The sequence below is a fragment of the Acuticoccus yangtzensis genome, assembly GCF_001927245.1.
In the GTDB taxonomy this organism is placed as follows: domain Bacteria; phylum Pseudomonadota; class Alphaproteobacteria; order Rhizobiales; family Amorphaceae; genus Acuticoccus; species Acuticoccus yangtzensis.
In genome coordinates this window covers 51,687-78,445 of sequence record NZ_MJUX01000003.1, presented here as the reverse complement: position 1 = coordinate 78,445, position 26,759 = coordinate 51,687, and the positions used below count along the sequence as shown (strand labels likewise).

At 68.5% G+C, this 26,759-nt stretch carries 23 protein-coding genes; 15 read left to right on the top strand and 8 right to left on the bottom strand.

The window, feature by feature from the left end; genetic code table 11:
• The first annotated feature begins 14 nt into the window (after window positions 1-14).
• The 11 genes from BIX52_RS09585 (at window position 15) to radC (ending at window position 10,942) form a co-directional block, all read left to right on the top strand.
• Complete coding sequence (locus tag BIX52_RS09585) at window positions 15-599, top strand: TRAP transporter small permease subunit (protein ID WP_075220859.1); 585 nt, start codon at window positions 15-17, stop codon at window positions 597-599.
• Window positions 596-2,014 (top strand): TRAP transporter large permease, encoded by a 1,419-nt coding sequence (locus tag BIX52_RS09580; protein WP_075220858.1) that lies wholly within the window; start codon window positions 596-598, stop codon window positions 2,012-2,014. Before BIX52_RS09585 ends, BIX52_RS09580 begins: the two co-directional genes overlap by 4 nt.
• Entirely contained in the window at window positions 2,004-3,341 is a 1,338-nt protein-coding gene (locus BIX52_RS09575; protein ID WP_075220857.1) for an amidase family protein, read from the top strand. Before BIX52_RS09580 ends, BIX52_RS09575 begins: the two co-directional genes overlap by 11 nt.
• A complete protein-coding gene (locus tag BIX52_RS09570) occupies window positions 3,334-3,588 on the top strand; it encodes a hypothetical protein (RefSeq protein ID WP_075220856.1) in 255 nt (84 codons plus the stop codon). Before BIX52_RS09575 ends, BIX52_RS09570 begins: the two co-directional genes overlap by 8 nt.
• Before the next feature lie 147 nt (window positions 3,589-3,735).
• Window positions 3,736-4,608, top strand: a complete 873-nt coding sequence (gene rpsB / locus BIX52_RS09565) for a 30S ribosomal protein S2 (protein WP_075220855.1) — start codon at window positions 3,736-3,738, stop codon at window positions 4,606-4,608.
• A gap of 33 nt (window positions 4,609-4,641) precedes the next feature.
• Window positions 4,642-5,307 carry an FkbM family methyltransferase gene (locus tag BIX52_RS09560; RefSeq protein WP_075220854.1) on the top strand — a complete coding sequence of 222 codons (666 nt, stop codon included), beginning with the start codon at window positions 4,642-4,644 and terminating at the stop codon, window positions 5,305-5,307.
• A 168-nt stretch (window positions 5,308-5,475) separates the two neighbouring features.
• Window positions 5,476-5,934 carry a c-type cytochrome gene (locus tag BIX52_RS09555; protein WP_075220853.1) on the top strand — a complete coding sequence of 153 codons (459 nt, stop codon included), beginning with the start codon at window positions 5,476-5,478 and terminating at the stop codon, window positions 5,932-5,934.
• Window positions 5,934-6,818 carry a c-type cytochrome gene (locus tag BIX52_RS09550; protein ID WP_075220852.1) on the top strand — a complete coding sequence of 295 codons (885 nt, stop codon included), beginning with the start codon at window positions 5,934-5,936 and terminating at the stop codon, window positions 6,816-6,818. The genes BIX52_RS09555 and BIX52_RS09550 overlap by 1 nt, the downstream gene beginning before the upstream one ends.
• Before the next feature lie 201 nt (window positions 6,819-7,019).
• On the top strand, window positions 7,020-7,769 hold the full coding sequence (sfsA, locus tag BIX52_RS09545; RefSeq protein WP_075220851.1) for a DNA/RNA nuclease SfsA: 750 nt from the start codon (window positions 7,020-7,022) through the stop codon (window positions 7,767-7,769).
• A gap of 58 nt (window positions 7,770-7,827) precedes the next feature.
• Window positions 7,828-8,649: a type I methionyl aminopeptidase gene (map, locus tag BIX52_RS09540; RefSeq protein ID WP_075220850.1), complete on the top strand. Its 822-nt coding sequence runs from the start codon at window positions 7,828-7,830 to the stop codon at window positions 8,647-8,649.
• Window positions 8,650-10,117: 1,468 nt separating this feature from the next.
• Window positions 10,118-10,942 carry a RadC family protein gene (gene radC / locus BIX52_RS24065; protein WP_425426675.1) on the top strand — a complete coding sequence of 275 codons (825 nt, stop codon included), beginning with the start codon at window positions 10,118-10,120 and terminating at the stop codon, window positions 10,940-10,942.
• A 347-nt stretch (window positions 10,943-11,289) separates the two neighbouring features.
• Here the strand turns inward: radC and speE are convergent, their stop codons facing one another.
• A complete protein-coding gene (speE, locus tag BIX52_RS09525) occupies window positions 11,290-12,180 on the bottom strand; it encodes a polyamine aminopropyltransferase (protein WP_075220848.1) in 891 nt (296 codons plus the stop codon).
• Between the two features lie 2 nt (window positions 12,181-12,182).
• Window positions 12,183-12,659 carry an adenosylmethionine decarboxylase gene (gene speD, locus BIX52_RS09520; RefSeq protein WP_211098170.1) on the bottom strand — a complete coding sequence of 159 codons (477 nt, stop codon included), beginning with the start codon at window positions 12,657-12,659 and terminating at the stop codon, window positions 12,183-12,185.
• Window positions 12,660-12,909: 250 nt separating this feature from the next.
• Between speD and BIX52_RS09515 the strand changes: the two genes are divergently transcribed.
• Genes BIX52_RS09515 through BIX52_RS09505 form a run of 3 tightly spaced genes read left to right on the top strand, consistent with a single transcriptional unit; the run spans window position 12,910 to window position 18,377 of the window.
• The gene (locus tag BIX52_RS09515; RefSeq protein WP_075220847.1) at window positions 12,910-13,500 is read left to right on the top strand and encodes a PadR family transcriptional regulator; all 591 of its coding nucleotides are present in this window, start codon (window positions 12,910-12,912) and stop codon (window positions 13,498-13,500) included.
• Window positions 13,501-13,506: 6 nt separating this feature from the next.
• Window positions 13,507-14,592: an efflux RND transporter periplasmic adaptor subunit gene (locus BIX52_RS09510; RefSeq protein ID WP_075220846.1), complete on the top strand. Its 1,086-nt coding sequence runs from the start codon at window positions 13,507-13,509 to the stop codon at window positions 14,590-14,592.
• Complete coding sequence (locus tag BIX52_RS09505; protein WP_075220845.1) at window positions 14,589-18,377, top strand: efflux RND transporter permease subunit; 3,789 nt, start codon at window positions 14,589-14,591, stop codon at window positions 18,375-18,377. The genes BIX52_RS09510 and BIX52_RS09505 overlap by 4 nt, the downstream gene beginning before the upstream one ends.
• Window positions 18,378-18,688: 311 nt before the next feature.
• Here BIX52_RS09505 and BIX52_RS09500 read toward each other — a convergent pair whose 3' ends face one another.
• Window positions 18,689-19,546 (bottom strand): 2-keto-4-pentenoate hydratase, encoded by an 858-nt coding sequence (locus tag BIX52_RS09500; RefSeq protein ID WP_075221174.1) that lies wholly within the window; start codon window positions 19,544-19,546, stop codon window positions 18,689-18,691.
• A 213-nt stretch (window positions 19,547-19,759) separates the two neighbouring features.
• Here BIX52_RS09500 and BIX52_RS09495 point away from each other — a divergent pair, with 213 nt between their 5' ends.
• Window positions 19,760-20,125, top strand: a complete 366-nt coding sequence (locus BIX52_RS09495; RefSeq protein ID WP_075220844.1) for a hypothetical protein — start codon at window positions 19,760-19,762, stop codon at window positions 20,123-20,125.
• A 24-nt stretch (window positions 20,126-20,149) separates the two neighbouring features.
• Here BIX52_RS09495 and BIX52_RS09490 read toward each other — a convergent pair whose 3' ends face one another.
• From BIX52_RS09490 to olsB, 5 genes are all read right to left on the bottom strand, one after another.
• Window positions 20,150-22,102 carry an ABCB family ABC transporter ATP-binding protein/permease gene (locus BIX52_RS09490; protein WP_075220843.1) on the bottom strand — a complete coding sequence of 651 codons (1,953 nt, stop codon included), beginning with the start codon at window positions 22,100-22,102 and terminating at the stop codon, window positions 20,150-20,152.
• Window positions 22,103-22,206: 104 nt separating this feature from the next.
• On the bottom strand, window positions 22,207-22,596 hold the full coding sequence (locus BIX52_RS09485) for a cupin domain-containing protein (protein WP_075220842.1): 390 nt from the start codon (window positions 22,594-22,596) through the stop codon (window positions 22,207-22,209).
• Window positions 22,597-22,683: 87 nt separating this feature from the next.
• On the bottom strand, window positions 22,684-24,294 hold the full coding sequence (locus tag BIX52_RS09480; protein WP_075220841.1) for a peptide chain release factor 3: 1,611 nt from the start codon (window positions 24,292-24,294) through the stop codon (window positions 22,684-22,686).
• A 97-nt stretch (window positions 24,295-24,391) separates the two neighbouring features.
• Window positions 24,392-25,375, bottom strand: a complete 984-nt coding sequence (locus BIX52_RS09475; protein WP_075220840.1) for an NAD(P)/FAD-dependent oxidoreductase — start codon at window positions 25,373-25,375, stop codon at window positions 24,392-24,394.
• Window positions 25,376-25,634: 259 nt separating this feature from the next.
• A complete protein-coding gene (olsB, locus tag BIX52_RS09470) occupies window positions 25,635-26,471 on the bottom strand; it encodes a l-ornithine N(alpha)-acyltransferase (RefSeq protein WP_075221173.1) in 837 nt (278 codons plus the stop codon).
• Window positions 26,472-26,759: the final 288 nt, after the last annotated feature.

The window sequence follows — 26,759 nt, the reverse complement described above, 5'->3', positions numbered from 1 at the left end:
GTCGCGCCGCTGTTATGACCCGCTATATCCGCTTCGCCGACCAGTTGTCGGCGGCCTTCGGCAAGACCTTTGCCTGGCTGATCCTCTTGATGACCTTGGGAACGAGCTACGAAGTCTTCGTCCGCTATGTTCTCAATGCCCCGACGCCTTGGGCCTTCGACGTCTCCTTCATCATGTATGGCACGCTCTTCATGATGGGCGGAGCGTACACTCTGTCGCGCGGCGGCCATGTCCGCGGCGACTTTCTGTACCGGCTGTGGAAGCCGCGCACCCAGGCGACGGTCGATCTGATCCTCTACCTGTTCTTCTTCTTCCCCGGTGTCACCGCGCTGGTGCTGTCGGGCTGGAAATATGCCTCGCGCTCCTGGACCTACAGCGAAGTCAGCGTCAATTCGCCGGCCGGCATCCCGATCTTCCAGTTCAAGACGGTGATCGTCGCGGCGGGTTTGCTCCTGTTCATCCAGGGCATCGCCGAGATCTTCCGCGCGATCAAATGCATCCAAACCGGTGAATGGATGCGGGCGGACGAAGACGTGCAAGAAACCGAAGACCAATTGATGAACGCGGCTGCGAAGGCCGAAGCGGGCAACCATCCATGACCGATCCCCAAATTGCCCTTGCGATGCTGGGGCTGTTCATCATGCTGGTGTTCCTCGGCTTTCCGATCGCCTTCACCTTGATGGCGATGGGCATCGGCTTCGGCTATTACGCCTATTTCGACCCCTCGCGCCAATGGCGCCAATATTTGCGACTGGATGAGACGGCGACGAGTTGGGATTCGTGGTCCCTCTGGTTCGACGGGTTCTTGAACAACCGCATCTTCGACCTCTTCATCAATCAGACATACACAGTGATGTCGAACGAGGTCCTGACAGCGGTGCCGCTGTTCCTGTTCATGGGCTACATCGTCGAGCGGGCGAACATCGTCGACCGGCTCTTTTCGACGCTCAACATCGCCTCCAAGCGCATTCCGGGGTCGATGGGCGTGGCCGCGCTGATCACCTGCGCCCTCTTCGCGACCGCCACCGGCATCGTCGGCGCGGTGGTGACGTTGATGGGCCTCCTCGCCCTGCCGGCGATGCTGAAGGCGCGCTACAATCCGTCCTTCGCGTCCGGCATCATCTGCGCCGGCGGCACGCTCGGCATCCTCATTCCGCCGTCGATCATGCTGATCGTCTATGCGGCGGCGTCGGGTGTCTCCATCGTGCGGCTTTATGCGGGCGCGCTGCTTCCGGGACTGATCCTCGTCGGGCTCTATCTCCTCTACGTCGTCGGCCGGTCGATCATCCAGCCGTCGGCGGCGCCGCGCCCCACCAAGGAAGAGGTGCCGGACATTCCGATGGCGACGATGATCCGCATGATCATCGTGTCCTTCGTTCCGCTGGCCTTCCTGATTCTCGCGGTGCTGGGCTCGATCCTGTTCGGCCTCGCCACCCCCACCGAAGCGGCGGCAATTGGCGCGCTCGGCGGCATCGTCCTCGCCATCGCCTACCGGGCGCTGACGTTCCAGCGGCTGCGGGAATCGGTCTATCTCACCGTGCGCACCACGGCGATGGTGTGCTGGCTCTTCGTCGGCTCCTACGTCTTCTCCTCGGTCTTCTCCTACCTGGGCGGCGAGCAGATCATTTCGGAGTTCGTGTCCGGGCTCGACATCACGCCGCTGCAGTTCCTGCTGCTGGCGCAGCTCATCATCTTCCTGCTGGGCTGGCCGCTGGAGTGGTCGGAGATCATCATCATCTTCGTGCCGATCTTCCTGCCGCTGCTGGAGATCTTCGGCATCGACCCCTTGTTCTTCGGCATCCTCGTGGCGCTGAACCTCCAGACGTCGTTCCTGACGCCGCCGATGGCGATGTCGGCCTACTATCTGAAGGGCATCGCGCCGGCGGAAGTGAAGCTGACGCACATCTTCGCGGGCATCATGCCGTTCCTGCTGATGGTGTTCATCGCAATGGCGATCGTCTACATCTTCCCGGGTACGGTGTTCCATCTGCCGGAGCTCTTCTATGGGCGGTGATCCGCGCCTGATGGACCTTCCGGCTGCGATCCTGATCGAACGGATCGGCGCCGGGGCCATGCGCGCGGCCGACCTCGCCGCGGCGGCTGCCGCGCGGGGCGAGGCGGCGGCGTCCGCGGCGAAGGCTCCGGGTGCCGCCCAAGGCACCGGCCTCACCTGGTTCGACGCGGAGTATCTGCGCCGCCAGGGCATGGCGATGGACGCCTGGCGCGGGCGCGGCCGTCCGCTGGGTGCTCTGCACGGCCTTCCGGTGGCAGTCAGCGACCTCGTCGACACCGCCCGCATCCCCACAACGCAGGGCTTCGCGGGCGACAGCGCGCGCGTTCCGGACGAGGACGCCGCCCTCTTCGCCCGTCTGCGGACCGCTGGAGCGGTGCTCACCGGCAAGGCGGAGACGGCCCCCTTCGGCCTCCCCGGCCCGGCTGCCACCACGGCCGGCGCCGCCCGTCCGCTGGCCGCCCGCGCTGCGGCTGCCGCGGTCGCGGTCGACACCTTGGGCGAGGTCCTCGGCGAGGCGGCGCTAGGTCATGTGGTCGGCTACCGCCCGTCCGCCGGGTCGGTGCCGATGCGCGGCACCTTTGTCGCCGCGCCCAGCCTCGCCGCGCCGGTCGTCCTCGCGGGCGACCTGATCGGCGCCGCCGCCGTCGCCGACACCCTTTTCGCGGCCGATGCGGGCGCCGATTTTACGATGCCCTCCCCGCCGCCCGGCCTCAAAGACGGCGCGATGGCCGCACCGCTCGTCGCACCGACCCTCGCCTTCGTCCCGCCGGCCTGGTGGGACGAAGCGGACGCCGCGGTGAAGGACGCCTTCGCCGAGTTGCAGGATGTGCTCGCCCCGCGCACGTTCGCCGCGCCTCTGCCGGGCGTCTTCGGCGAGGCTGTGCCCCAGGCACAACGCATTCTGGCCGCCGAGACCGCCCGCGCCCTCAACGGCACCGCCGCCAAATTCGGCGATGCTCTTCCGGGCCATGTCAGCGACCTCGTCGCCGAGGGCGACGCGGTTCTGGCGCGTGACTATCTCACCGCTCTCGACTGGCGGACGGTGCTCAATGCGGGCCTTTCCTCCATCTTCGCCCGGTGCGACGCCATCATTGCGCCGATCAGCGCGAACGCCGGGTCCGCCAGCCCGCGTGAGGCAGGGCTCGCCTTCGCGTTCCTCGGCCTGCCGCAGATCACACTGCCGCTGCTGGCGGACGCGCAAGGACGGGCCATCGGCGCCTTGCTGGTCGGCCCCAAGGGGGAGGACCGGCGCCTCTTCACGACAGCGGCCTGGCTCCAGGCCACACTACTCGGACACGGACAGGAAGGGAGAAACGCCCATGCGTGAGTCCATGACAGCCGATGCGCTGGCGGCCATCGGAGCCTACGGGATGGCCGGCATCGCCGGGATCGCCGTCGCGGCCCTGCTTTTGGCCCTGTTCGCGCCGCGCTTTCTGGCGCTCATTCTCTTCGGCGCCTTCCTCTTCATCCTGATCGACTTCGTGCCGCGGCTCGACCTCGGTCTGGTGCTCGGCGCGACTGCTCTTCTGGCGGCCTACGATCTCTTCATCCACCGCTCACCCGCGGGGCACTGAGGGCCGAAGCGGGAAGGGATGACGATTGGCGGTTGCACTTCGCGGCCGCCTCACGTATATCGCGCGCCATCCCACACGCGAGCTTATCTCCGGTGTCCCGGCAACGGGACGGATGCTCGCGGCGGTTCAACCGGATAGAGAGAATCCATGGCCCTTCCCGACTTCACGATGCGTCAGCTCCTCGAAGCTGGCGTCCACTTCGGTCACCAGACCCACCGCTGGAACCCGAAGATGCAGGACTATATCTTCGGTTCGCGCAACAACATCCACATCATCGACCTCGCCCAGACCGTGCCGCTGCTGCACCAGGCGCTGAAGGCGGTGTCGGACACGGTCGCCAAGGGCGGCCGTCTGATGATGGTCGGCACCAAGCGTCAGGCTCAGGAAGCCGTCGCCCAGTCTGCGACCGAGTGCGCCCAGTACTACGTCAACGCCCGCTGGCTCGGCGGCATGATGACGAACTGGAAGACCATCTCGAACTCCATCCGTCGCCTCAACAATCTCGAGGAGATGATGGACACCGAGGCCCAGGGCTTCACCAAGAAAGAGCGCCTCAACCTCGACCGCGAGCGCGAGAAGCTCGAGCGCAATCTCGGCGGCATCAAGTCGATGGGCGGCGTGCCGGACATCGTGTTCGTGATCGACACGAACCGCGAGTCGATCGCCATCCAGGAAGCCCGCCGCCTGGGCATCCCCATCGTCGCAATCCTCGACACCAACTGCGATCCCGAGGGCATCACCTACCCGATTCCGGGCAACGACGACGCCGCGCGTGCGATCACGCTCTACTGCGATCTGATCTCCCGCGCCGCGCTCGACGGTCTGCTCCGCTCGCAGGGCGATTCGGGCTACGACCTCGGCGAAGCCGAAGACGTGCCGATGGAGCCGGAGCTGGCGCAGGAATCCCCCGTCGCCGACACCGGTTCCGAGGCGGTCGACACGCCCGCGTCCGAGCTGATGGAGCCCTCCGCGGAAGACGTGGGCGACGCTCCGGCCGAGACCGAGACCCAGTCCGCCTAATTGCGACACTGAGCGGCCAGCGGGACCGGCACGATGAAGAAAGTCGGCGACTACTGGCTGCCCGATCAGGATTTGCGCTGGGGATCGAACCGGCGCAAATCCATGGCCGCCTACAAGCACGGCGGCCGCGGTGAGCAGATTCACCACCTGGCGGATGCCCTGACATCCGTCACCCGCCGCACGACCGCGATCGACGCCGGTGCCAACATCGGCGTCTTTGTGCGTCTGCTGGCCGACCATTTCGACCATGTCATCGCCATCGAGCCTGCCGCGGACGCCGCCGACTGCCTGCGGCGCAACGTCGCCGACTGGGGCGTCGCGGAGCGCGTGACGCTGCACGAGGTCGCCGTCTCCGACCACGCCGAGAGCGTGCGCATGGAGGGCCGGCGTGACCGCCGTACCGTGACGCGCCACGTCGAACCCGGCGGCGACATCCCCGCCCGCCCGATCGACAGCCTCGGCGCCACGGACGTCGCCTTCCTGAAGCTCGACGTCGAAGGATACGAGGAACGTGCGCTTCTGGGCGCGAAAGAGACGATCATGCGCGACCGCCCCATCATCATGATGGAGGTGAAAGAGGCGACCAATTCGCGCTACGGGTCGAGCTACGGCAGCCACGAGCTGCTGGTGTCGTTCGGCTACCAGCTCCTGCGCAAGATCGGTGAAAAAGAGATCGACTGGCTCTACGCCCCGGTCTGAAGCCCCTCCCCGCCCACGCGGCCGCGGACGGCAGGCCGTGCCGATCACGCAATCGCGATTGCGCCCGCGTTGATTTTGAAGAGCTCCACTTTAGCCTCGCACGCGGTTCGGCGCGGGCGGTTCGTCGCGCACCGGGCCGTGCAATCGAACGCCGACCGGAGCTTTCCCATGACCGCAGCGCGTACAACCGCCGCCACCTTGATGGCGGCCTCCCTCACCCTGTCCCTTTCGCTCGGCGCCTTGGCGCAGGACTCTCCGCAGGAGCAGCGTCACGCCATCATGGAAGACGTGGGCGACGCGATGGGCGTTCTGGGCGGCATGGCCAAGGGCGAGACCGCCTACGATGCCGACGCTGCGATCGCCGCGCTCGACACGATGATCACCGAGGCTCCGGTGTTCCTCACCCTCTTCCCCGAGGGCTCCGAGACCGGCCACGACACCCGCGCCAAGCCGGAAATCTGGTCCGACCGCGCCGGGTTCGAGGAGAAGGGCGAGGCGATGATCACGGCCGCGTCCAACGCCAAGGAGACCGCGGGGAACGGGCTGGACGCGCTGCGTGCGGCGATGGGGCCGCTCGGACAGTCCTGCCGCGGCTGCCACGAGACCTACCGCGCGCCGAAGAACTGATGCGCCTGGTCCTTGCCGCCGTGCTGGTGCTGGGGACCGGCGCGGCGGCCTTCTGGTTCCTGTCGGCGCCGGACCCGCTGGCGGCGGCCGCCGTCCCCACGGGCGGCGACGCGGCGCGCGGCGAAGCCGTCTTCTGGGCGGGGGGCTGCGCGTCGTGCCACGCCGAGCCCTCCGCCACGGGGGACGCCAAACTCGTTCTCGCCGGCGGCATGGTCCTCAAGACGCCGCTGGGGCCGATCACCGTGCCCAACATCTCGCCGTCGCGCCAAGGGATCGGCGGATGGTCGGACGCCGACTTCGCCAACGCCGTCACCCGCGGCATCGCGCCGAACGGGAGCCACTATGTGCCCGCCTTTCCGTGGACGAGCTATCGTCACATGGCGCCCGGCGACGTCGCCGACCTGAAGGCCTTCATGGACACGCTGCCTCCCTCGGATGCGGAGCCCGGCGCGGCTGGTCTCCCCTTCCCGTTCGGCTGGCGCCGTCCGATCGGCCTGTGGAAGCGCTTCGCCATGACGGACGCGCCCCCTGTGCCGGACGGGGCGGATGACGAGGTCCGCCGCGGCCACTATCTCGCCGTCGCCCTCGGCCATTGCGGCGAATGCCACACGCCGCGCACGGCCTTGATGGCGATGGACCCGGCCCGCTGGCTGAAGGGGGCACCCAACCCGGACGGTGAGGGCACAACGCCCGACATCACCGCCGCGGGGTTGGACGGGTGGAGCGCCGCCGACATCGCCTATCTCCTGGAAACGGGATTCACGCCCGACTACGACTCCGTCGGCGGGTCCATGTCCGCGGTGATCGACAATTGGGCGAAGGTGGCGCCTGAAGATCGCCAGGCCATCGCGCGCTACCTTCAGGCGGTTCCGGGCGCGCCCTGAAGTGGGCAGCGCGGCGCCGGGCGACGCCCACCCCGGGCCAGTGAAGCGCCCCACCGCAGCCTGGGCGCCGCTGGTCCACCGCCGCGCGTCTCATGCCAGCGGTGCGCCGTTCCTGACACGCCCGGCGGAGCGTGCGTTGAAAGCGGGGACGGTCGGGCGCGCGGCCTAGGCAGGGCGCAGGCCGCACGGCACACTGCGGCCATGTTGGCACATCCTTTCGGTCCCCTCGTCGAAGCCATCTGGGTCGAGCGGCGCAAGCGCTTCCTGCTCGACGTGCGCCTTGCCGATGGCACTGAGATCACCGCCCACTGCCCCAACACCGGGGCGATGACGGGCCTCACCAATCCGGGCGCGCGCGTGCTCCTCTCCGTTTCGGACAACCCCAAGCGGCGCTACAGCCACACGCTGGAGGCGGTCGAAGCCGAGGGCGGTTGGGTCGGCGCCAACACGCAGAACCCCAACCGCGTGGCGCTCGCCCTGGCGCGCGCGGGCCGGGCGCCCTTCCCCGCCACCGGGACCATCCGGCCCGAGGTGAAGTACGGCAAGGCTGAGCGGATCGACCTTCTGGTGACGCAGGACGACGGCCGGCGCACCTTCGTCGAGATCAAGAACGTCCACATGGTCGAGCGTCCCGGCGAGGCCTCGTTCCCCGACTGCGTGACCGCGCGCGGCGCCAAGCACCTCGGCGCCTTGGCGGATGTGGTCGCGGCCGGTGACGACGCGCTGATGGTCTTCCTCATCCAGCGCGGCGACTGCGAGGTGTTTCGCCTGGCCCGGCACATCGACGCGGCCTACGGCGTCGCCTTCGACAAGGCGCTGGCGGCGGGCGTGCGCTTCGCCGCGTTGCGCTGCCGTGTCGATCCGGACGGCATCCACGCGGACGGGGTCATTCCGATCCTGGACGGGGAGACTGTGCTGCCGTTGGCCGAGGCTGCCCGCGCCGCCGCCTAATCGCTTGCCTTTCAGCGCCAAAAACCCGACATAACGGCATTGGAAGGAGGCGAGGCACATGGTGGACTTCATTGACGCGGACGTGGCGCCATCCCGCAACACGGGTCAGGTGCGCATTCACGGGGCCGATGCCTTCGCCGGCATGCGTGCCGCCTGCGCGATGACGGCCCAATGCCTCGACGAGCTGCACGACTTCATCGTTCCCGGCGTGACGACGGAAGCGATCGACGAGTACGTGATGGCCTTCGCCGAGCGCCACGGCGTGATCCCGGCGACGCTTTATTATCGCGGCTTCCGCAAGGCGGTGTGCACGTCGGTGAACCACGTGGTGTGCCATGGCATCCCGGTGGACAAGCCGTTGAAGGAAGGCGACGTCCTCAACGTGGACGTGACCTATATCCTGGGCGGGTGGCACGGTGATTCCTCGCGCATGTACCGCGTTGGCCAGGTGCGCCGCGCGGCGGACCGGCTGCTGAAGGTAACGCTGAAGGCGCTGGAATATGGCGTCAACGCCGCCAAGCCTGGGAACACCACCGGCGACATCGGCCACGCGATTCAGACCTATGTGGAGGGTGAGCGCTGCTCCGTCGTGCGTGAATTTTGCGGCCACGGCGTCGGCCGGCTGTTTCACGACATGCCGAATATCCTGCACTATGGGCGCCCCGGCGACGGGATCCGTCTTCAGCCGGGCATGATCTTCACCATCGAGCCGATGGTGAATCTCGGCCGTCCCCACGTGAAGGTCCTGTCGGACGGGTGGACGGCGGTCACCCGCGACCGTTCCCTTTCGGCGCAGTACGAACACACGGTGGGGATCACCGAGGACGGCTGCGAGGTGTTCACCGCCTCGCCCCACATGGTAGCGGGCGACGACATCTAGCCGTTCCCGCGGGTTTTGCCCTGACCGGCAATCTCAGATTGCAATTTGACGTGAAGAGATCATACTCCCCTTCGCCATGGGGGATGAGCGCATGAGTGCTGCTGGCGGGACGGCGGGTGACACGGCGCTGAACATGCTGCGCGCCGCCGCTGCCGGTCGCGCAGCCGCGATGCGGGCCGACATCGTGCAGGCCGCTGCCGACGCCTCCGCAGCGCTGGGCAGGGACCCACCATCCGCGGACCGGCCGCGGCCAACGCCCGCCCCCGGCCAATCGCACGCATCCGCCGCGACCGATCAAGCCGCTCCGGCCTGCGCGCCGGCAGACACCGCTTCTCGTCCAGTCTCAACCACCGGTGCCGACGACCATCCGGCCACTCCCGGCACCATAGCGGACGCTCGCCCGACCGTCCCGCAGGTCCAGCCCGCCCGCCGGAGCGAAATCGCTGCGCACGGCGCAGTCGCCGCGCAGCGCAAGGCGACCGCGCTGCGCCAGCCCGCCTGCCAGAGCGAGATGGCTACGCAGAGCGACGTTGCCGCAACCGGCGATCCCGCCGCGCAGTGCGAGGCCACCTTACAGGGCGAAGCCGCCGCACAGGGCGAAGCCGCCGCTCAGGAGAAAGCCACCGCGCAGGCCGAAGCGCTTGCGCAGGGCGACGGGCCCGCGCAGAGCCATGCGCCCGCACTGAGCGAAGCCGCCGCAAGCGTGCAGAGCGCGGGACTTAGTCTCGGCCAGGTGCCGCTCCCACGTTCTAAACACGAAGCATTGGTCACGACCGCCGCCGGGGCCGATCGGCGCACGCAAACGGGTCGGCCGGCATCTGGCCCCCCAGCCACACTTGAGGGCGGTGAAATCCCGCCGCACGGCACCGCATCCAGCCGAGCGGATTGCCCGGAGAGCCGTGTGTTGCCGGCCGCCCCGCCGCAAGCGCCGCAGCGGCGGCGATCCGGTCGGCGCCTGATCAACGACCCGGCCGAGCCTCCCCCGCTTTTCGCCGCGGTGATGACACGGTCGAAGCACGAAGACCTCCCGCAGCATGCCATCGGGACAGGGCAAGACGACGGCCCCCGCCACACGCTGTCCGCACCTGTAGAGGCCGCCGGCGTGAACGAACGATATGTCCGCGAGGCCGCATCGGGCGGACAAGACGGTGCGCAAAGCGTCGCGGCGACCGACGACAAAGAGGCGGATCCGCCGCCACGCGGACCCGCGCGGACGGCAGCCGAAACGCCGCGCCGCCGCAGTGACGAGGACGGGATGAACCATCATTGTGACGATCTCTTCCGCTCATCCGACTCGGACACGCCCACCGCAGCGATCGCCGCGGCCCGAACGGCCGGGGCCGCAATACGCGGCAGCGGCATGGGCCGTGCCGCCGCCGCGGCCTCGGGCGCAGGCACCTGCACAGCCGCCGGCGCGGCCTCCGGTGCGGTCTCGCGAGCAGGCGTCACCACCGCCTCGGGCACCGCATTGCGCTCAGACGCGGGCAGCGCCTCCAGCACGGCGTTGCCCCCAGGCGCCACCGCCGCCGCGGGCAGAGACATCACATCCGGCGCAGGCGCACGCGCGGGGCCGGCGTCACGGACGGCGCTGGCCCCCGAGAGCAGCAGCAAGGCGAGACGGCAGAGCGCCGATCTCGCGGCCGGCCACAGAGACCGGCTGCGTGACCGGTTCGACCGCGGGGAGGCACTGCCGGATTACGAGCTTCTCGAGCTCCTCCTCTTCCGCTCCATCCCGCGGCGCGACACGAAACCCATCGCCAAGGCGCTGATTGCCGAGTTCGGCTCGTTCGCGGCGGTCGTCTCCGCCCCGGCCGCTCGGCTGCTGGAGGTGAGCGGCGTGGGCGAGCGCGTGGTCGGCGACTTCCGCCTCGTCCGCGCAACGGCCGAGCGGCTGACCCACGACACCCTGAAGGCCCGCGCCGTGCTCGGCTCCACCGATGCCGTGGTGGAATTCTACCGCGCCAAGCTGCGCGGCGTGGCGCGGGAGGAATTTCACGTCCTCTACCTCGACAAGAAGAACCAGATGCTGGCGTCCGAATGTGCCGGAACGGGAACGGTGGACCACACGCCGGTCTACCCGCGCGAGGTGTTGAAGCGGGCCCTCGAACTCTCGGCCAGCGCGGTGGTGCTGATCCACAATCACCCGTCCGGCGACCCGTCTCCCTCGCGCGCCGACATCGCGGTGACGGCCAAGATCATGGAGGCCGCGCAGCCTCTGGGGCTGTCGGTGCACGATCACATCATCATCGGCGCCAACGCCTTCACCTCGCTCCGGGGCGAGGGTTATGTCTGAGCCGCCGCGCGGGCAGAGGCGACGCCCTCGGCGATGGTCGGCGGCAGCACGAAGGCGGCGCCGCGACTTGCCGGCGTCCGGCGACGCCACGCCGCACCGAGAGCGGCGCAGAAGGAGAGCACACCGGCGAAACGGTCCCTCAGAATGGCGCGGACGGTGGCGAAGGCACGGGTCCTCGCCCCGCCGGTCCGCCCCCTCACCGCGGACCGCCCGGCGGCACCGCCGAAAACGCCGCTGAACCCGGCCCGACTCAACATTGGCCCATGCAGCCGACGACCGACTCGGCGATCAAGGGCAACGACAAAGCCGCGGTGCGACGACGTTTGGATGTCAGAACCGACCGCCGGTCAGCGGGTGATGTGCGCGGCGATGTAGGGCGGAAGCACGAAGGCGGCGCGGTGGATAGCGGGCGTCCAGTAGCGTCCTGCGAGGCGGAGGGAGGAGGCACGGGCGGCAAGCAGGTGCGCCGGCGCGTCCTTCAGGGCCGAATCGGATGTGGCGAAGGCATGCGCCATCGGACCGCCGGTGTAGCTCGGCACCACGGAGAGATAAAAGGCGACGTCGGCGAAGGACGCGCGCAGCGTCTGCGCATGGCCGGCCAGCCAGTCGCCCGACAGGAAGGGCATGCCGGACTGGCACACCATCACCCCGCCCGGCCGCAGGATGCGCCGGCATGCGGCATAAAAGGCACCGGTGAAGAGCGCGGCGCCCGCGCCCACCGGGTCCGGCGCGTCGACGATGATGACGTCGAACGACGCCTCAGCAGCCCCGTCCACGAAATCGGCCCCGTCGGCGATCGCGAGCGTCAGGCGCGGATCGTCGAAGGCGCCGGCGGACACGGACGGCATCTCGGCCACCATGAGGTCGACCACCGCGCGGTCGATCTCCACCAGCGTCACGCCGGCGACAGGGTGACGCAGCACCTCGCGCGCAACGCCGCCGTCGCCGCCGCCCAGGATGAGCACGTACGCCGCCGCACCGTGCGCCATCAAGGGGACGTGGGCCATCATCTCGTGATAGACGAACTCGTCGCCGGTGGTGACCTGGATGGCGCCGTCCAAGGTCAGAACGCGGCCGAAGCTGCGGTTTTCGAACACCGCGAGGTGCTGCTCACCCGCCACTTCGCGCACCACCCTGTCGGCGGAAAGGGCGGTGCGAAACCCGGCAGCGTCGGCAACGGTCTCGGTGATCCACTGGGGATCGCTCGAGGCAGAGCGTCCCCCCTCTCCCGGCTTCACGCTCAAAGGCCGCGGCCGCGCAGAAACTCGCTGACGGCGATGTTGGCCGGGGCGAACGCCTCGCGCAGCACCTCGATGCAGGCCATCGGCTCGGTCTCGCCGCACATGAAGATGTCGAGCGCGGCATAATTGTGCTCGGGCCAGGAGTGGATCGAAATGTGGCTCTCGGCCAGCACCGCGACGCCCGAGACGCCGCCATTCTCGTCGAAATGGTGCAGATGGACGTGCAACAGGGTCGCCCCAGCGACCTCGACACAGCGCTTCAGCGTGGTTTCGATATGGTCCAGCTCGTCGAGCCGCTGGCCGCCATAGACGTCGACGATGATGTGCGCACCGGCACAGCGCACACCGTCACGCACCATCAGATGCTCCTCGGCGGGGATGGTCGCGGACGGCGCGCCGGACGTGAAGTCTTCGTCGATCACCGCGTCGATCGTGTGGGTGACGGGGGCCTTGGGCAGGGGGCGGTGTTGAGCCATCCGCGCGTCGCACCTCATTGTTGGGATTGATGGTTCGGTTATAAGATCAGCGATTCGGTGGTCGATATCGGTGATTCCGACCCCTTGCGCAAAATATTCGCGATGCGCCTCTTTTTCAACCCAGGAGGCGCACTCAGCGCGCCTCAGCTTTCGGCTAAACAAATGCGATTTTCGATTGCACCCGGCTCGGGCACACCTATATTGCGCAACAACATATATCGGCCCGTCATATCTCGAACCGAGGATCGCTTTGCCCCGCGAACCGCTCAGCCCCGTCACCGTCCTGTGCCTCGCCATCCTCTTCAATGATGAGCGCACCGGCTACGAGATCCGCAAGCAGTCTCTCGAAGGACGGCACCGCTGGTTCGTCGACGCCAGCTACGGGTCGATCTATCCGGCGCTGGCGCGGCTCGCCCAAAGCGGCCTCGTCACCGTGCGCGAAGAGGTCCAATCCGGCCGCCCGTCACGAAAGGTCTATGCCATCACCACCGAGGGGCGGGCGGCGCTGATCGAGGAGCTGTCCGAGCCGCCGGGGCCAGACATCTTTCGGTCGCGTTTCCTGCTGGTCTCCTCATTCGCGCCGCATCTGCCGCGACGCACGGTCGAGGCGGCGATCGAGGAGCGTAAAGCCGGCCTCGCGGAGGAGATCGCCGCGATCGAGGCGGCGGTGGCGGAGTCGGAATGCGCGGGCGAGCGCGATTGCGACGCCCTCAGCTGGGCCGCGGCCTATGGGCGCAACTGCCTCGGCGCCCACCTCGATTTTCTGAAGACCCACGGCGACAGCCTGATCGCAATGGCCGAAGGCGGCACCGACGCCAGCCTCCCCAAGGCCGCGGAGTAGATCGACATGAATGGACGATATCTGCTGGCCGGTGTGATGGCCGCCGGGATCGCCGCGTGGATGGCGAGCGGCACGCTGGTCGTGTCCGGCACTGCGGAGGAGGCGAACCCGCGTCCGCCCGCCGCGCGCCAGGAGGCCGCGACGGGGACGTTCAGCGTCCGCACCCGCACGATCACCGCAGAGGAGCGCAGCCGCTCCCTGACGATGCGCGGCCGCACGCGGGCCGACGCTCTCGTCAGCGTGGCGGCCGAGACCACGGCGCGCATCGCCAGCCGACCGGTCGACCGGGGCACGCGCGTCGCCGAAGGGGACGTTCTATGCGCGCTCGACGAAGGCGTGCGCGAGGCGCAGCTCGCCCGCGCCAAGGCCGAGGCCGAACGCGCCCAGCTCGACTATGACGCGGCGTCCAAGCTCCAGGGCCGCGGGTTCGAATCCGAGACCCGCGTCGCCGCCACCAAGGCCGCGCTCGACGCCGCCAGCGCCGCCGTCGCCGAGGCCGAGGAGGAACTCTCCCGTGCCGTCATCCGCGCGCCCATCGCCGGCGTGGTGCAGGAACCGCTCGGTGAGGTCGGCGCCATGCTCTCGGTCGGCGGGGTGTGCGCCACCATCGTCGACGCGGACCCGGTGATCGTCACCGGGCAGGTGTCCGAGCGCGACATCTCCGCCATCGAACGCGGTGTCGAGGCTCAGGTCACCCTCGTCACCGGCGAGAGCGTGACCGGCGAGGTGGTCTACATTTCGCGCACGGCGGATGCGGACACGCGCACCTTCACGGTGGAACTCAGCGTTCCCAACCCGGATATGACCCTTCGCGCCGGCGTGACGGCCGAGGCGAACATCCCGCTGGCGCCGGTGAAGGCGCACCGCCTCTCGCCCGGCGTGCTGACGCTCGCCGACAACGGCCAGATCGGCGTACGCACGGTGGATCAAAGCGGCACCGTCTCCTTCATGCCGGTCACGATCGCGGTGCAGGACGCCGACGGGCTGTGGGTCACCGGCCTGCCCGACACCGTCACCATCATCACCGTGGGGCAAGATTACGTCATCGACGGGCAGACAGTGACTGCCGTTGCAGAGGCTGACGCCACATGAAAGCGATCCTGGACGGCCTACTCGACCGCCCGCGCACGATCCTGACGCTGCTCGTCTTCCTGCTGGGAGCCGGCGCCTTCGTCTATGCGACGATCCCGAAGGAGGCGAACCCGGACATCGACGTGCCGCTGTTCTACGTGTCGATCACGCAGCAGGGCATTTCGCCGGAGGACGCCAACCGGCTGCTCGTCAAGCCGATGGAGACCGAGCTGCGCGGCCTCGACGGGTTGAAGGAGATCAAGGCGATCGCCGCCGAGGGGCACGCCGGCATCATCCTGGAATTCAACGCCGACTTCGACAAGGATCTGGCGCTGGCCGACGTGCGCGACAAGGTCGACCGCGCCCAGGCGGACCTGCCGGACGACGCCGACGAGCCGACAATCACCGAGACCAACTTCAGCCTGGTGCCGACGATCATCGTGGCGCTGTCGGGCGAGGTGCCGGAGCGCACGCTCTACACCCATGCACGGCGGCTGAAGGACGCGGTGGAGGCGATCCCGAGCGTGTTGTCGGCCGACCTCTCCGGCGCGCGCGAGGAGCAGCTCGAAGTCCTCATCGACCGCACGGCGATGGAGTCCTACCAGGTCCAGCCGCTGGAGCTTCTGCAGGCGCTGCAGAACAACAACGCGCTGGTGCCGGCAGGCTTCCTCGACACCGGCGAGGGCCGCTTCTCGGTCAAGGTGCCGGGGCTGATCGAGGACGCCGAGGACGTCTTCAAGATCATCATCAAGCAGTCGGATGACGGTGTCGTCACGGTGGGCGACATCGCCGAGGTCCGTCGCAGCTTCAAGGACCCGACCACCTTCACGCGGGTGAACGGGCATCCGGCCATCACCATCGACGTGGTGAAGCGGCTGGGCGAGAACATCATCCTCAACAACCAGATGGTGGTCGACACCGTGACGGCCGCCACCAAGGACTGGCCGGACGCGATCCACGTCGATTACCTGCTCGACCAGTCCTCCTTCATCTACGAGGTGCTGGGCGGGCTGGAGGCGTCCATCTCCACCGCCATCGTGCTCGTCATGATCGTGATCGTCGCGGCGCTCGGCTTCCGCTCGGCGCTCCTCGTCGGCATCGCCATCCCGACCTCGATCCTGCTCGGCTTCACGGTGCTGTCGGGCCTCGGCATGACAGTCAATATGATGGTGATGTTCGGGCTCGTCCTGTGCGTCGGCCTCCTCGTCGACGGTGCCATCGTCATGGTGGAATATGCCGACAGGCGGATCGCCGAGGGCGCATCGCGCGCGCAGGGCTTCCGCGAGGCGGCGCATCTCATGGTGTGGCCGCTGATCTCGTCCACCGCGACGACGCTGCTCGCCTTCCTGCCGATGCTGTTGTGGCCGGGCGTCGCGGGCGAGTTCATGTCCTACCTGCCGGTGATGGTCATCATCGTGCTGACGGTGGCGCTGATCACCGCGCTGGTCTTCCTGCCGGTGGTGGGAACGGTGCTATCCAACCAGCTCATCATCGGCCTGACCGCGGGCGGCGCGGCCGCCGCGGCGGCGATGCTGGCGCTTGCCGCCGCCCCTGCCCCGGCGCAGATCACGGCCGCTCTCGCCGCCTTCCTGGCCGGTACGGTGATCGCCACCAGGCTCGCCAAGCGCTGGGGCGGATCGCGCGCGGAACCCGCCGAACCCATCCCGCACGGTCCGTTCGACCTCTCCACGCTGAAGGGTGCGGGGCGGCTCTACGTGGGTCTCCTGCGCCCGCTCGCCGGGACGACGGCGGGGGTCATCGCGACCGTCGTCATCGTCGTCGTGGTGGCAGTGGGGGTCATGCAGTTCTTCTCCACGCACAACGGCGGGGTGGAATTCTTCGTCGAGGAGGAGCCGGACGTCGCCGTCGCCATGATCTCGGCGCGCGGCAACATGTCGGCGCGCGAGGCGCTGGCGCTGGTGCGCGAGGTGGAGGCGGAGGTTCTCGCCATCGACGGCGTGGACAACGTGGTCACCAATGCCTTCCCGTCGGGCGGCGATTCGGCCGGCGGCGGGCAGATCGGCGGCGTGCAGGACAAGCCCGCCGACGTCATCGGCGAGCTTCAGATCGAGCTCGTGAATTATTGCTGCCGCCGTCCGGCCGCCGCCATCTTCGCCGACATTCGCGAGCGCACGCAGTTCGCCGGCATCAAGGTGGAGGTGCGCAAGATCGAGGGCGGGCCGCCGACCGGCAAGGACATCCAGCTTCAAGTCACGTCCGAGTCCTACGCCGAGGTGCTGGCCGCGGTGGAGCGGGCGCGCGCCCACGTGGAGACGGTGGAGGGCCTGCGCGACGTGGAGGACGACCGCCCCCTCCCCGGCATCGAGTGGCAGCTCGACGTCGACCGCGAGGAGGCTGGGCGCTTCGGGGCGAACGTGCTGCAGGTGGGCCAGCTCATCCAGCTCGTCACCAACGGCGTGCTGCTCACCCAGTATCAGCCCGACGATTCGGAAGATCAGATCGACATCCGCGTGCGCTACCCGGAAGAGGAGCGCAACCTGAACCAGTTCGGCGATCTGCGGCTGCAGACCGCACGCGGCCAGGTGCCGATCGCCAACTTCATCGATGTGACGCCGCAGCAGCGCGTGTCGTCGATCACCCGGATCGACGGGCAGTTTGCAATGGTGGTGAAGGCGGACGTTCTGGAAGAGGACGGCTACGACCTCAACGCCAAGATCGCCGAGATCGACGAATGGGTGCAGGGCCAGGACTGGCCCGCGGGGGTGAGCTTCACCTTCCGCGGCGCCAACGAGGACCAGGCTGAGGCGTTCGACTTCCTGGTGAAGGCGATGACGGCCTCGCTGGTGATGATGTTCCTGGTGCTGGTGACGCAGTTCAACTCGTTCTACCAGACGGCGTTGACGCTGATGACGATCATCCTCTCGGTGTTCGGCGTGCTTCTCGGCATGGCGATCACCGGGCAGAAGTTCTCGGTGATCATGACCGGGACGGGGGTGATCGCGCTGGCGGGCATCGTGGTGAACAACGCGATCGTTCTGATCGACACCTTCAACCGCGAGCGGCTGGAGCAGCCGGACCTGTTGTCGGCGACCCTGGCGACGGCGGCGCAGCGGGTGCGGCCGATCCTCTTGACGACGATCACCACCATCGCCGGGCTGATCCCCATGGCGACGCAGGTGAACCTCGACTTCTTCACCCGCACGATCGCGGTGGGCGGCATCACCTCCATCTGGTGGGTGCAGCTTTCGACGGCGATCATTGCCGGGCTGGCCTTTTCGACCATTCTCACCCTGGTGGTGGTGCCGGTGATGCTGGCGATGCCGGAGACGGTGGGCCGCACCTGGGCGCGGCTGTGCGGACGCGAAGCGGCTCCGCGGGCCGGTGGCGCGCTGGTGATGGCGGGAGCATCTGGCGGCACGGCTGGCGCCACGACTGGGGCGGCGCCTGCACCGGCCGCTGTTCCGGCGACGCTGGTTCGCCTTCCCGCCGGCACCGTGCCGACCTCCGCAGCGGCATCCGTGCCAGACGGATCAGGCGCGGACGGATCCCGCGAACCGGCCGACGTCTACGCCCCCGTGGTGGCACGGGCGCGCGTGGCGTCATCGGGTGTGCCGGCCGAGGAGGCGCCCACCGCGGCCGATCCGGTGCCGCTCTCCAGGGCCGCTCCGGGTGAGGCCGCTGCCGCTCAGGGAGAGGCCGCGGGCGATGCGGACGGGGAGCAGCCGGACGTCTACGCGCCTGTGCTGGCGCGCCCGTCTTCATCCCGCTCGGTAAAGGCCCGCTCGGTGAACGCTCGCGAGGCGCGGCAGTCCAGTCCCGACCCCTCCAGCGAGGCCGCCGAGTAGAGGTCCGCGTGGCGCGCCGCCCTGGCGCGCCAAGCGTCCGGGCCACGCGCCCAGGCCACACTTGGTCGCCGCGCGAATGCGCTGCGCAAGGGTGCCGCGACGCGCAAGGGCACGCGGCGAGCAAGGGCACCGTGCCGCGGTCGGGCGGCATGCCGTTCCGCCCTGACCCCGGCCGGGCATGCGCCGCCCTCGCCCGGCGCCATGGACACACCGGCCTTGCGCACTGCCCGGCTGCGTGCCGCGCCGCCCTTGTGCGCCGCAGCCGCAGCCGCGACATCTTGGGCGCGATCGGGGCCGGGCCGCTTGGGCGCCTACTCGAAGTGGACGGTCACGGAGGGGTCGCCGGGGAGGCCCTTGTAGGTGACCGTCGCCATGCCGCCGGCCTTGGCGGGCGGCAGCAGCGGGCCGATCGAACCGACGCTGATCACCTGGCCCGGCGCGAAGGTCACGCCCTTCTCCATCAGCCACAGCGCACTGTTGAGCGGCTGGCCGAGCACCGATGCGCCCGGCGCTTCGGCGAGCACGGTGCCATCGGCGGCGGTCACGGTCACCGTCATCGTCTTCAGAGCGTCCAGCAGGTCCGGCGTCGCGGGGATCTCGTCCCCCACCACACCCATGCGTGCGCCGACGTTCATCGCCGTGATGGTGGGGCCGTTCATCGGTTCGCCATCGGCCAGCATCAGGTCCGGCAGCTCGATGAAGGGGCGCACGGCGCTGAGGTGGGCGAGCACCTCCTCAGGCGTCGTCGCGTCGTTGATGGCCGCATCCTTGACCACCAGCAGAAGATCCGCCTCGAACAGGGGCCGGGCGCCGAAAGCGGCGGGCACTGTCGCGCCGTCTTCCAGCAGCATCGCCTCGAGCAGCGTTCCCATCACCGGCTCGTCCACCCCGAAGCGCTCTTGGGCGGGGGCGCTGGTGAGCCCGGCCTTGTAGCCGACGACGGGGCCGAGCTCGCCGGTGAGTTTGCCGACCAAGAGGTCCTGAACGCAGCGCGCGTTGGCAACGTCCCCGTCCGCGCCGAGCGCCTTGGCGGGGGTCTTGGCGTGGAAGTCGCCGACGAAGGCGTCGAGCGCGGCATCCTCCACACAGGCGGCGGACGCTCCTCCCACTGCCCCCGCCGAGACTACGGCGCCCAAGACGACCGAACGGATGAATGGCGATATGCGCATCAGATCCCCCTCGCGGGGCGCGCTCTGCTCGGCCGCCCCTTCGCCCAATTCTCCCCCCACTTCTACCGGAGCGCGCAGCCCGTCCCAACGGCAAAATGTCGTTCGGGCGATGGCGAGACGTGACGTCGCCCGCGTTGCCATCATCACGCCGCATCGCCAGATGACACTTGAGGTGGCAATGATTGGTGCCTTGGTTTTGTTGGAGGGACGGCTATGCTCTTCGTCGGAACAAACCTATCGGACGATTTTGTGCTCAAGCTCGGCGCGGCGGACTTCGCCTTCGGCCGCGGCGGCGACGATGTCATTCGCGAGATCAGCTACCTTGACCGCGTCGTCGCCGGGGCGGGCGACGACACGTTGATCATGTCCGAGCAGATCGCGCTCGGCGAGCCCACCGTCTTCGCCGACGGGCCGTTGATCCACGGCGGTGCGGGTTACGACACGGTGGTCATCCCCGGCACCGAGGACGACTTTACGGTGCAGACGCTGGGCCGGATCAGTTGGGTCACGTTCGCATCCTCGGGCGAGATGGCCTTGCTCGTGGACGTTGAGGCGATCGTCCCCGCCGAAGTCGCCTGAGGCGCCGCCGGCGGGGCGGGTGCGTCAGAACTTCTCCTCGCGCTCACGCACGGAGGGTTCGCGCTTCTGGTCGAGGTCCTCCTCGGGCGGGATCTCCGCCTGCTGGCTCTGGCGCGCCCACATTTCGGCGTAGAGGCCGTTCTCGTCCAACAGGGCGGCATGGGTGCCACGCTCGACGATGCGGCCCGCCTCCAGGACGATGATCTGGTCCGCATTCACCACGGTGGAGAGGCGGTGCGCGATCATCAAGGTGGTGCGCCCGGCCGACACCTTGTCGAGCGCGGACTGTATGTCCTCCTCGGTACGGGTGTCGAGCGCGGAGGTCGCCTCGTCGAGGATGAGGACCGGCGGGGCCTTCAGGATCGTGCGGGCGATGGCGACACGCTGCTTCTCGCCGCCGGACAGCTTCAGCCCGCGCTCGCCCACTTCACTGTCGAAACCTTGGGGCAACGCGCGGATGAAGCCCGCGATCTGCGCCATTTCGGCCGCCGTCTCCACCTCCGCACGGCTCGCCGAGGGGCGGCCATAGGCGATGTTGTAGGCGATCGTGTCGTTGAACAGCACCGTGTCTTGCGGGACGATGCCGATCTGGCGCCGCAGCGAGTCCTGGGTGACGTCGCGGATGTCCTGCCCGTCGATGGTGATGGCGCCGCCGGAGATGTCGTAGAACCTGTAGAGCAGCCGCGAGATGGTGGACTTGCCCGCGCCCGACGGGCCGACGATCGCGAGCGTCTGCCCCGCCGGCACCTCGAAGGAGACGCCGTGCAGGATCGGCCGCTCGGGGTCGTAGTGGAAGCGCACGTCTTCGAAGCGCACGGTGCCGCCGTTGACGGCGATCGGCACCGCGTTCGGCCGGTCGGTCACCTCCTGCGGGATGTTCAGCACCTTGAACATGTCTTCCACGTCGGCGAGGCCGAGTTTGATCTCGCGGTAGACGAAGCCGATGAAGTTGAGCGGGATGGAGAGCTGCATCAGGAGCGCGTTGACCATCACGAAGTCGCCGAGGGTCTGCTCGCCCGCCATCACCGCGCGGGCCGACATGATCATGAGGACGACCATGCCGGTGGTGAAGATCACCGTTTGGCCCATGTTGAGCCAGGCGAGCGAGGTCCATTGCCGCGTCGCGGCGATCTCGTAACCCGCCATCGAGCGGTCGAAGCGCGCGGTCTCCATCTCCTCGTTGTTGAAATATTTGACCGTCTCGTAGTTGATGAGACTGTCGATCGCCTTGGAATTGGCGTCGGTGTCGCTGTCGTTCATCTCGCGCCGGATGCCGATGCGCCACTGCGAGGCGACCACGGTGAACCAGACATAGGCGATCACCATGACGATGATGACGCCGAGATAGCTGAGCGAGAACTGGTAGGCGATGACCGCCGCCATCAACGCGAACTCGAGGATGGTCGGGATCGCGTTGAGGATGGTGAAGCGGACGAGGGTCTCGATGCCCTTGGTGCCGCGCTCGATGACGCGCGACAGGCCGCCGGTGCGCCGCTGCAGGTGGTAGCGCAGCGAGAGGGCGTGCAGGTGCGTGAAGGTCAGCCGGGCGAGCTGGCGCACCGCATGCTGGCCGACGCGGGCGAACAGGGCGTCGCGAAGCTGGGTGAACCCCATCGACAGCAGCCGGCCGACGCCATAGGCGACGACCAGCATGATCGGACCGACGACGAAGGCGGGTAGGTTCCAGCCCGGCGTGTCGGCGATGCGGGTGGCGGCCTCGGGACCGAACTCGCCCGCGGTGAGCGCGTCCGTCGCCCACTTGAACGTGTAGGGGACGAGGACGGTGATGACCTTGCCGACGACGAGGGCCAGGACGGCGACGGCGACGCGAAATTTGAGGTCGGGACGGTCGCTCGGCCACATGTAGGGCCACAAGCCCTTGATGGCGCCGAAGGTGCCGCCCCGATCGGCGGAAACGGAACTCACAGATTGCCTCGCTTGGGGACTTGAGGTCGCGGCCGGACCGGCCCGCCGCATGCAAAGAGCTGAAGTGGAATTCCACTTATTCCAGTTGCCCGCCCGAGGCCACACGCCGCGGCGGGCGCCCGCCCTGCAGCCTCCCCGCGGGCGCCTCCGGAGTCTCAGCCCAGGATGTGATACGTCACGTCGTCGAACCGGTCGAAAGGAAAGGTGTAGAGGATGCGCAGCGGCGACTTGCCGGTATTCACCGTCACATGGGTCGCGTCGGCCGGGATGAAGACCGTGGTGCTCGCCTCCAACGCATGATCTACGTTGTAGACCTTCACGTAACCCTCGCCTTGGACGACGAAGTAGACCTCGGCGGCGTCATGATGATGCTTGGGTAGCTCGGCGCCGGGTGCTATCTCGAACAGGCCGATGCCGGGCCGTTCGTCGAAGTCGAACACGCTGCCCCAGCGCACCCCGTCGAACTGGCCTCTGATCTGGTCGTTCCAGTCCTGCCACTTGATATCCTCGGCCTTGACGGACCTTCCGGATGCGCGACGCGGCATGGATGACCTCCCCTTTCTGATGCCGTGACTGACACCCTTGGGGAGTCGTGCGGCGGACCTAAGGTTCCTGTCCGCCGCCCGAAAAACCTACTGCATCTCCTTCACTTCGAAGAAGCGAATGTCCGGGTGCTTCTCGCGCGTATAATTCAGCTCCCAGGCGTTGCGGGCGAGGTAGACCGGGTCGCCGTCCACGTCGTCCGCCACCACAGCCTTGTTGCCGTCGACGAAGGCCTTCACGAGCTTGGGATCACCGGCGAGCCAGCGGGCGGTGGAGAAGGGCGCGGGCTCGAAGTCGATCGCGACCTTGTACTCGGCCTCCACGCGGGACTTCATCACGTCGAGCTGCAGGGCGCCGACGACGCCGACGATGTGGTCGCCGCCGAGGTGCGTGCGGAAGACCTGGGCGAGCCCCTCCTCCGACAGGTCCTGCAGCGCCTTACGCATCTGTTTGGTCTTCATCGGATCGCCGAGGCGCACGCGGCGCAGGATTTCCGGGGCGAACCGCGGCAGGCCGGTGAAGCGGAAGTCGCCCTTTTCGGACAAGGTGTCGCCGACGCGAAGCTGGCCGTGGTTGGGAATGCCGATGATGTCGCCCGCCCAGGCTTCCTCGGCCAGTTCCCGCTCCTCGGCGAGGAAGAAGATCGGCGCGGAGATGGCGAGCGCCTTGCCCGAGCCGACCTGGTTGAGCCGCATGCCGCGCTGGAACTTGCCCGAGCAGATGCGCGCGAACGCGATGCGGTCGCGGTGGTTGGGGTCCATGTTCGCCTGGATCTTGAAGATCAGCGCCGAGACGTCGTCCCGGTTGGGGTCGATCATCTCGTCGCCGGCCGGCTGCGGGCGCGGCGGCGGGGCGAAGGCGGCGAGACTGTCAAGCAGGTCGCTGACGCAGAAATCGCGCAGCGCCGAGCCGAAGATCACCGGCGACAGGTGCCCTTCGCGATAGGCGTTCATGTCCACCGGCGGCATCGCCTCGCGGGCCAGCTCGGCCTGGCCGCGGAACTCGGCGAGGACGTCGGCCTTCACGGCGGCGTCCAGCTTCGGATCGTCGATCCCGGACAGCTTCTCGGTGGAGCCGTAGCGGGTCGAGCCGTCGCCGACGAGCTTGTGCCAGTCGTTGGTGGTAAGGTTGTAGACGCCGTGGAACTGGCCGCCCATGCCGATCGGCCAAGTGACCGGCGACAGCTCCAGCGCCAGCTTGTCGGCGATCTCGTCCATCAGCTCGAACGGGTCGACGCCTTCCCGGTCCACCTTGTTGACGAAGGTGATGATGGGGATATCGCGCAGGCGGCAGACCTCGAAGAGCTTCAAGGTCTGCGCCTCGATGCCCTTCGCCGCATCGACCACCATGACCGCCGAGTCCACAGCCGTCAGCGTGCGGTAGGTGTCTTCGGAGAAGTCTTCGTGGCCGGGGGTGTCGAGAAGGTTGAAGACGTGGCCGTCACGCTCGAACATCATCACCGAGGAGGAGACGGAGATGCCGCGCTTCTTTTCGATCTCCATCCAGTCCGAGCGGGTACGGCGGCGCTCGCCACGGGCCGCGACCTCGCCGGCGAGGTGGATGGCGCCGCCGAACAGCAGCAGCTTCTCGGTCAGCGTCGTCTTACCGGCGTCCGGGTGCGAGATGATCGCGAAGGTACGCCGGCGGGCGATCTCGGGCTTGAGCCCGGCTTCGGCGGGGAATGGGGCGAGCGTGTTCATGGCGGGGATTTAAAGGTTTCCCCGGTGAACGGCAACGTGGCGCGCGGCGGAACTGACGTGCGCCTGTGAGTGGCGTCAGAGTGCCGTGGCGGGAGCGTCAGCGTGCCGTTGCAGGAGCGGCGACGTGAGGGCGGCCGGCGGTCAGCACGGCTTCGGCGAGCGCGATGCCGGAGTGGAAGGCGTCCTCCACGTCCGGGCCGAGGCACCAGTCGCCGGCGATGCCGATCCCCGCATCGGCGTCGTAGTCCGGCCCGCGGGCGCTGACGCGGGCAAGCCGCGCATAGCGCCAGCGGTGAGCGACGGCGACGGCGGGTGCGGGAAGGCCGAGGGCGCCGGTGACGATGGCGGCGAGGTCGCCCGCCACGGCCTCGCGGTCGTCCTCCAGCCGCGCGGTGGACCAGGCGGGGCTGGCGTGGGCGACGAGGGTGCCCGCGCTGCGGCCGGGCTTGGCGCTGTTGTGGATGAGGGTGGCGATCCCCTCCCCCGCGAGCGCCGTTTCGGGCGTGCCGGCAAGTGCGGGATCGACGCCGTCCGCGGCCAGCATCAGCGTCCAGCAGGGCATGTAGCGCGAATCCTCTGCCGCGGCGGCGAAGGCGGGGTGGACGGGCCCGAGGAGCGCTGCCGCCTGCGGGGCGGGGATGGCCACGAGAACGTCGGAAAATCCCTCCGCCGTGGCGCCGTCCTTGGCGGTCAGGGTCCAGCCGGTGGCGGTGCGGGACAGGGAGGCGGCCTCGAATGAGGTGCGCACCTCCGAGCCGAGGAGAGCGGCTTTGACGAGGCCGTTCATGCCCGGCATGCCGACGGTGCGCGCTTCGACACCGGCATCGCCCCACAGGGCCGCATGCCCGTTTTGGACCGAGGCGTGAAGGAAGCGGCTGAACGTTCCGCCCGACGCGGTGACGAAGGGGGCGCCGTGGTCGAAGGCGAGCGCGCCCTCCGCCGCTGCCGCGATGCGGCGTGTGGCCAGCCGTCCGCCGACCCCGCGCCCCTTGTCGAAGAGGACGGTGTCTCGACCTGCGCGGCCGAGGTGGAGGGCCGCGGCGGCGCCGGCGATCCCGGCGCCGATGATGGCGATGGTCATGGCATCTCCCGCAGTGTCATGCTGTCGGGCGTCCGCGCTTCGGGGCGCCCGTTGTTGCATTTGCCGCATAGGCGGCTGTCGCTCGGTGTCGTTCGCGCTGGCCCCCGCGGCCGCGCCGCCGTCCTGTGACCCGGCATAGAGGTGCAAGGTGCGCGCCGGGCCGGCGGCGCGCCAGAAATGTAAGGTGCGCGCCGGGCGGGCGCGCCAGACATAAGGTGCGCGCCGGGTTGGCGGCGCGCCGGGTCCGGCCGCCCGGAGGTCAGGCGTGGCGCGTCGCGTCGGCGCCGTAATATTTGATGTACCGGTGCGAAATCCCGGCCACCGGCAGCACGATCATCACGTCCGTGGTGCCGAACTGGTGGTCGACCACCGCGCCGTCCGCCACGTAGGCGCCGAGCCTGAGGTAGCCCTTGATGAGGGGCGGCAGGGCGCGCAGGGCGGTCTTCACGTCGATCTCGTCCTTCGGCATCAGGTTCATCTCCACCTTGCGCTTGGTGAGGGCGGACGAGCGCCATTCCTCCGGGGCGAGGTGGTGATGATAGAGGTAGGAGAGAGGGACCTTGAGATCGTCCGGGTTGGTGCCGGACAGGGAGGCGCATCCGAACAGGACGTCGACATTGTGGCGCAGGGTGTAGGACCACGCGCCGTGCCACAGTAGTTCGACGGTGCGTTTGTCGCGGTAGGGCTTCAGAACGCAAGAGCGGCCGAGTTCCAGGAAGTTGAGGTCCGGGTGACGCGCGATCATCGGCGCGATATCGAACTCGGACTTGGAGTAGAAGCCGCCGTTGTGCTCGGCGATCTGCTGGCGGAGCAGGCGATAGGTGCCGACGATACGCGGCTTGGTCTTGCGGAACCGGCGCGCGGTGACGTTGTGATCGAGCACCAAGAGGTGGTCGCACAGGGAATCGAACTGGTCGCGGTCGCGGCGGGTCGCCATGGTGAAGGGATCGGCCTGGGCGGCCATCTCTTCGTAGAAGACTTCGTAGCGGATCTGCTGGGCGCGGCGCACTTCGCCCATGGTGCGAGCGAGGCGCACCTCGAGGGTTCCGAGCTGTCCGTAGGTGGGGGCCACGCGGTCGAGCGGTGAGATGCGCATGCCCGGAAGGCGCGGTTTGCCGCCGATGGTCGGCGGATAGACGGTGCGCCCCTGGGGGACGAAGCGGCGGACGACGGGCGGCAGGGATTTCAGCCTGGCTACCCGGCGGCGGCGACGGCCATGATGAGGTTCGAGCGTCACGTCACCCGGCCCTCAGCGGACGCTGAGCGTCAATCATCGACTTCGGTTCCCTCCCCGTTCGCCGGCGTCTTCAAGCGTCGACGGACGCGACTGACGGTAGTGTCAGCCCGCGGCCGACGCAACGGCGCCGGTCACAGCCATCGGGAC

Coding starts and splice junctions, on each gene's coding strand:
- BIX52_RS09490 (WP_075220843.1), bottom strand. CDS start 22,102: ATGCGGCGGGCCGGTCCGGCCGCGACCTCAAGTCCCCAAGCGAGGCAA.
- BIX52_RS09485 (WP_075220842.1), bottom strand. CDS start 22,596: ATGCCGCGTCGCGCATCCGGAAGGTCCGTCAAGGCCGAGGATATCAAG.
- BIX52_RS09500 (WP_075221174.1), bottom strand. CDS start 19,546: ATGCGCATATCGCCATTCATCCGTTCGGTCGTCTTGGGCGCCGTAGTC.
- BIX52_RS09495 (WP_075220844.1), top strand. CDS start 19,760: ATGCTCTTCGTCGGAACAAACCTATCGGACGATTTTGTGCTCAAGCTC.
- BIX52_RS09575 (WP_075220857.1), top strand. CDS start 2,004: ATGGGCGGTGATCCGCGCCTGATGGACCTTCCGGCTGCGATCCTGATC.
- BIX52_RS09560 (WP_075220854.1), top strand. CDS start 4,642: ATGAAGAAAGTCGGCGACTACTGGCTGCCCGATCAGGATTTGCGCTGG.
- BIX52_RS09580 (WP_075220858.1), top strand. CDS start 596: ATGACCGATCCCCAAATTGCCCTTGCGATGCTGGGGCTGTTCATCATG.
- rpsB (WP_075220855.1), top strand. CDS start 3,736: ATGGCCCTTCCCGACTTCACGATGCGTCAGCTCCTCGAAGCTGGCGTC.
- BIX52_RS09585 (WP_075220859.1), top strand. CDS start 15: ATGACCCGCTATATCCGCTTCGCCGACCAGTTGTCGGCGGCCTTCGGC.
- BIX52_RS09510 (WP_075220846.1), top strand. CDS start 13,507: ATGAATGGACGATATCTGCTGGCCGGTGTGATGGCCGCCGGGATCGCC.
- speD (WP_211098170.1), bottom strand. CDS start 12,659: ATGGCTCAACACCGCCCCCTGCCCAAGGCCCCCGTCACCCACACGATC.
- map (WP_075220850.1), top strand. CDS start 7,828: ATGGTGGACTTCATTGACGCGGACGTGGCGCCATCCCGCAACACGGGT.
- BIX52_RS09555 (WP_075220853.1), top strand. CDS start 5,476: ATGACCGCAGCGCGTACAACCGCCGCCACCTTGATGGCGGCCTCCCTC.
- BIX52_RS09475 (WP_075220840.1), bottom strand. CDS start 25,375: ATGACCATCGCCATCATCGGCGCCGGGATCGCCGGCGCCGCCGCGGCC.
- BIX52_RS09480 (WP_075220841.1), bottom strand. CDS start 24,294: ATGAACACGCTCGCCCCATTCCCCGCCGAAGCCGGGCTCAAGCCCGAG.
- BIX52_RS09505 (WP_075220845.1), top strand. CDS start 14,589: ATGAAAGCGATCCTGGACGGCCTACTCGACCGCCCGCGCACGATCCTG.
- sfsA (WP_075220851.1), top strand. CDS start 7,020: ATGTTGGCACATCCTTTCGGTCCCCTCGTCGAAGCCATCTGGGTCGAG.
- olsB (WP_075221173.1), bottom strand. CDS start 26,471: ATGCGCATCTCACCGCTCGACCGCGTGGCCCCCACCTACGGACAGCTC.
- BIX52_RS09570 (WP_075220856.1), top strand. CDS start 3,334: ATGCGTGAGTCCATGACAGCCGATGCGCTGGCGGCCATCGGAGCCTAC.
- BIX52_RS09550 (WP_075220852.1), top strand. CDS start 5,934: ATGCGCCTGGTCCTTGCCGCCGTGCTGGTGCTGGGGACCGGCGCGGCG.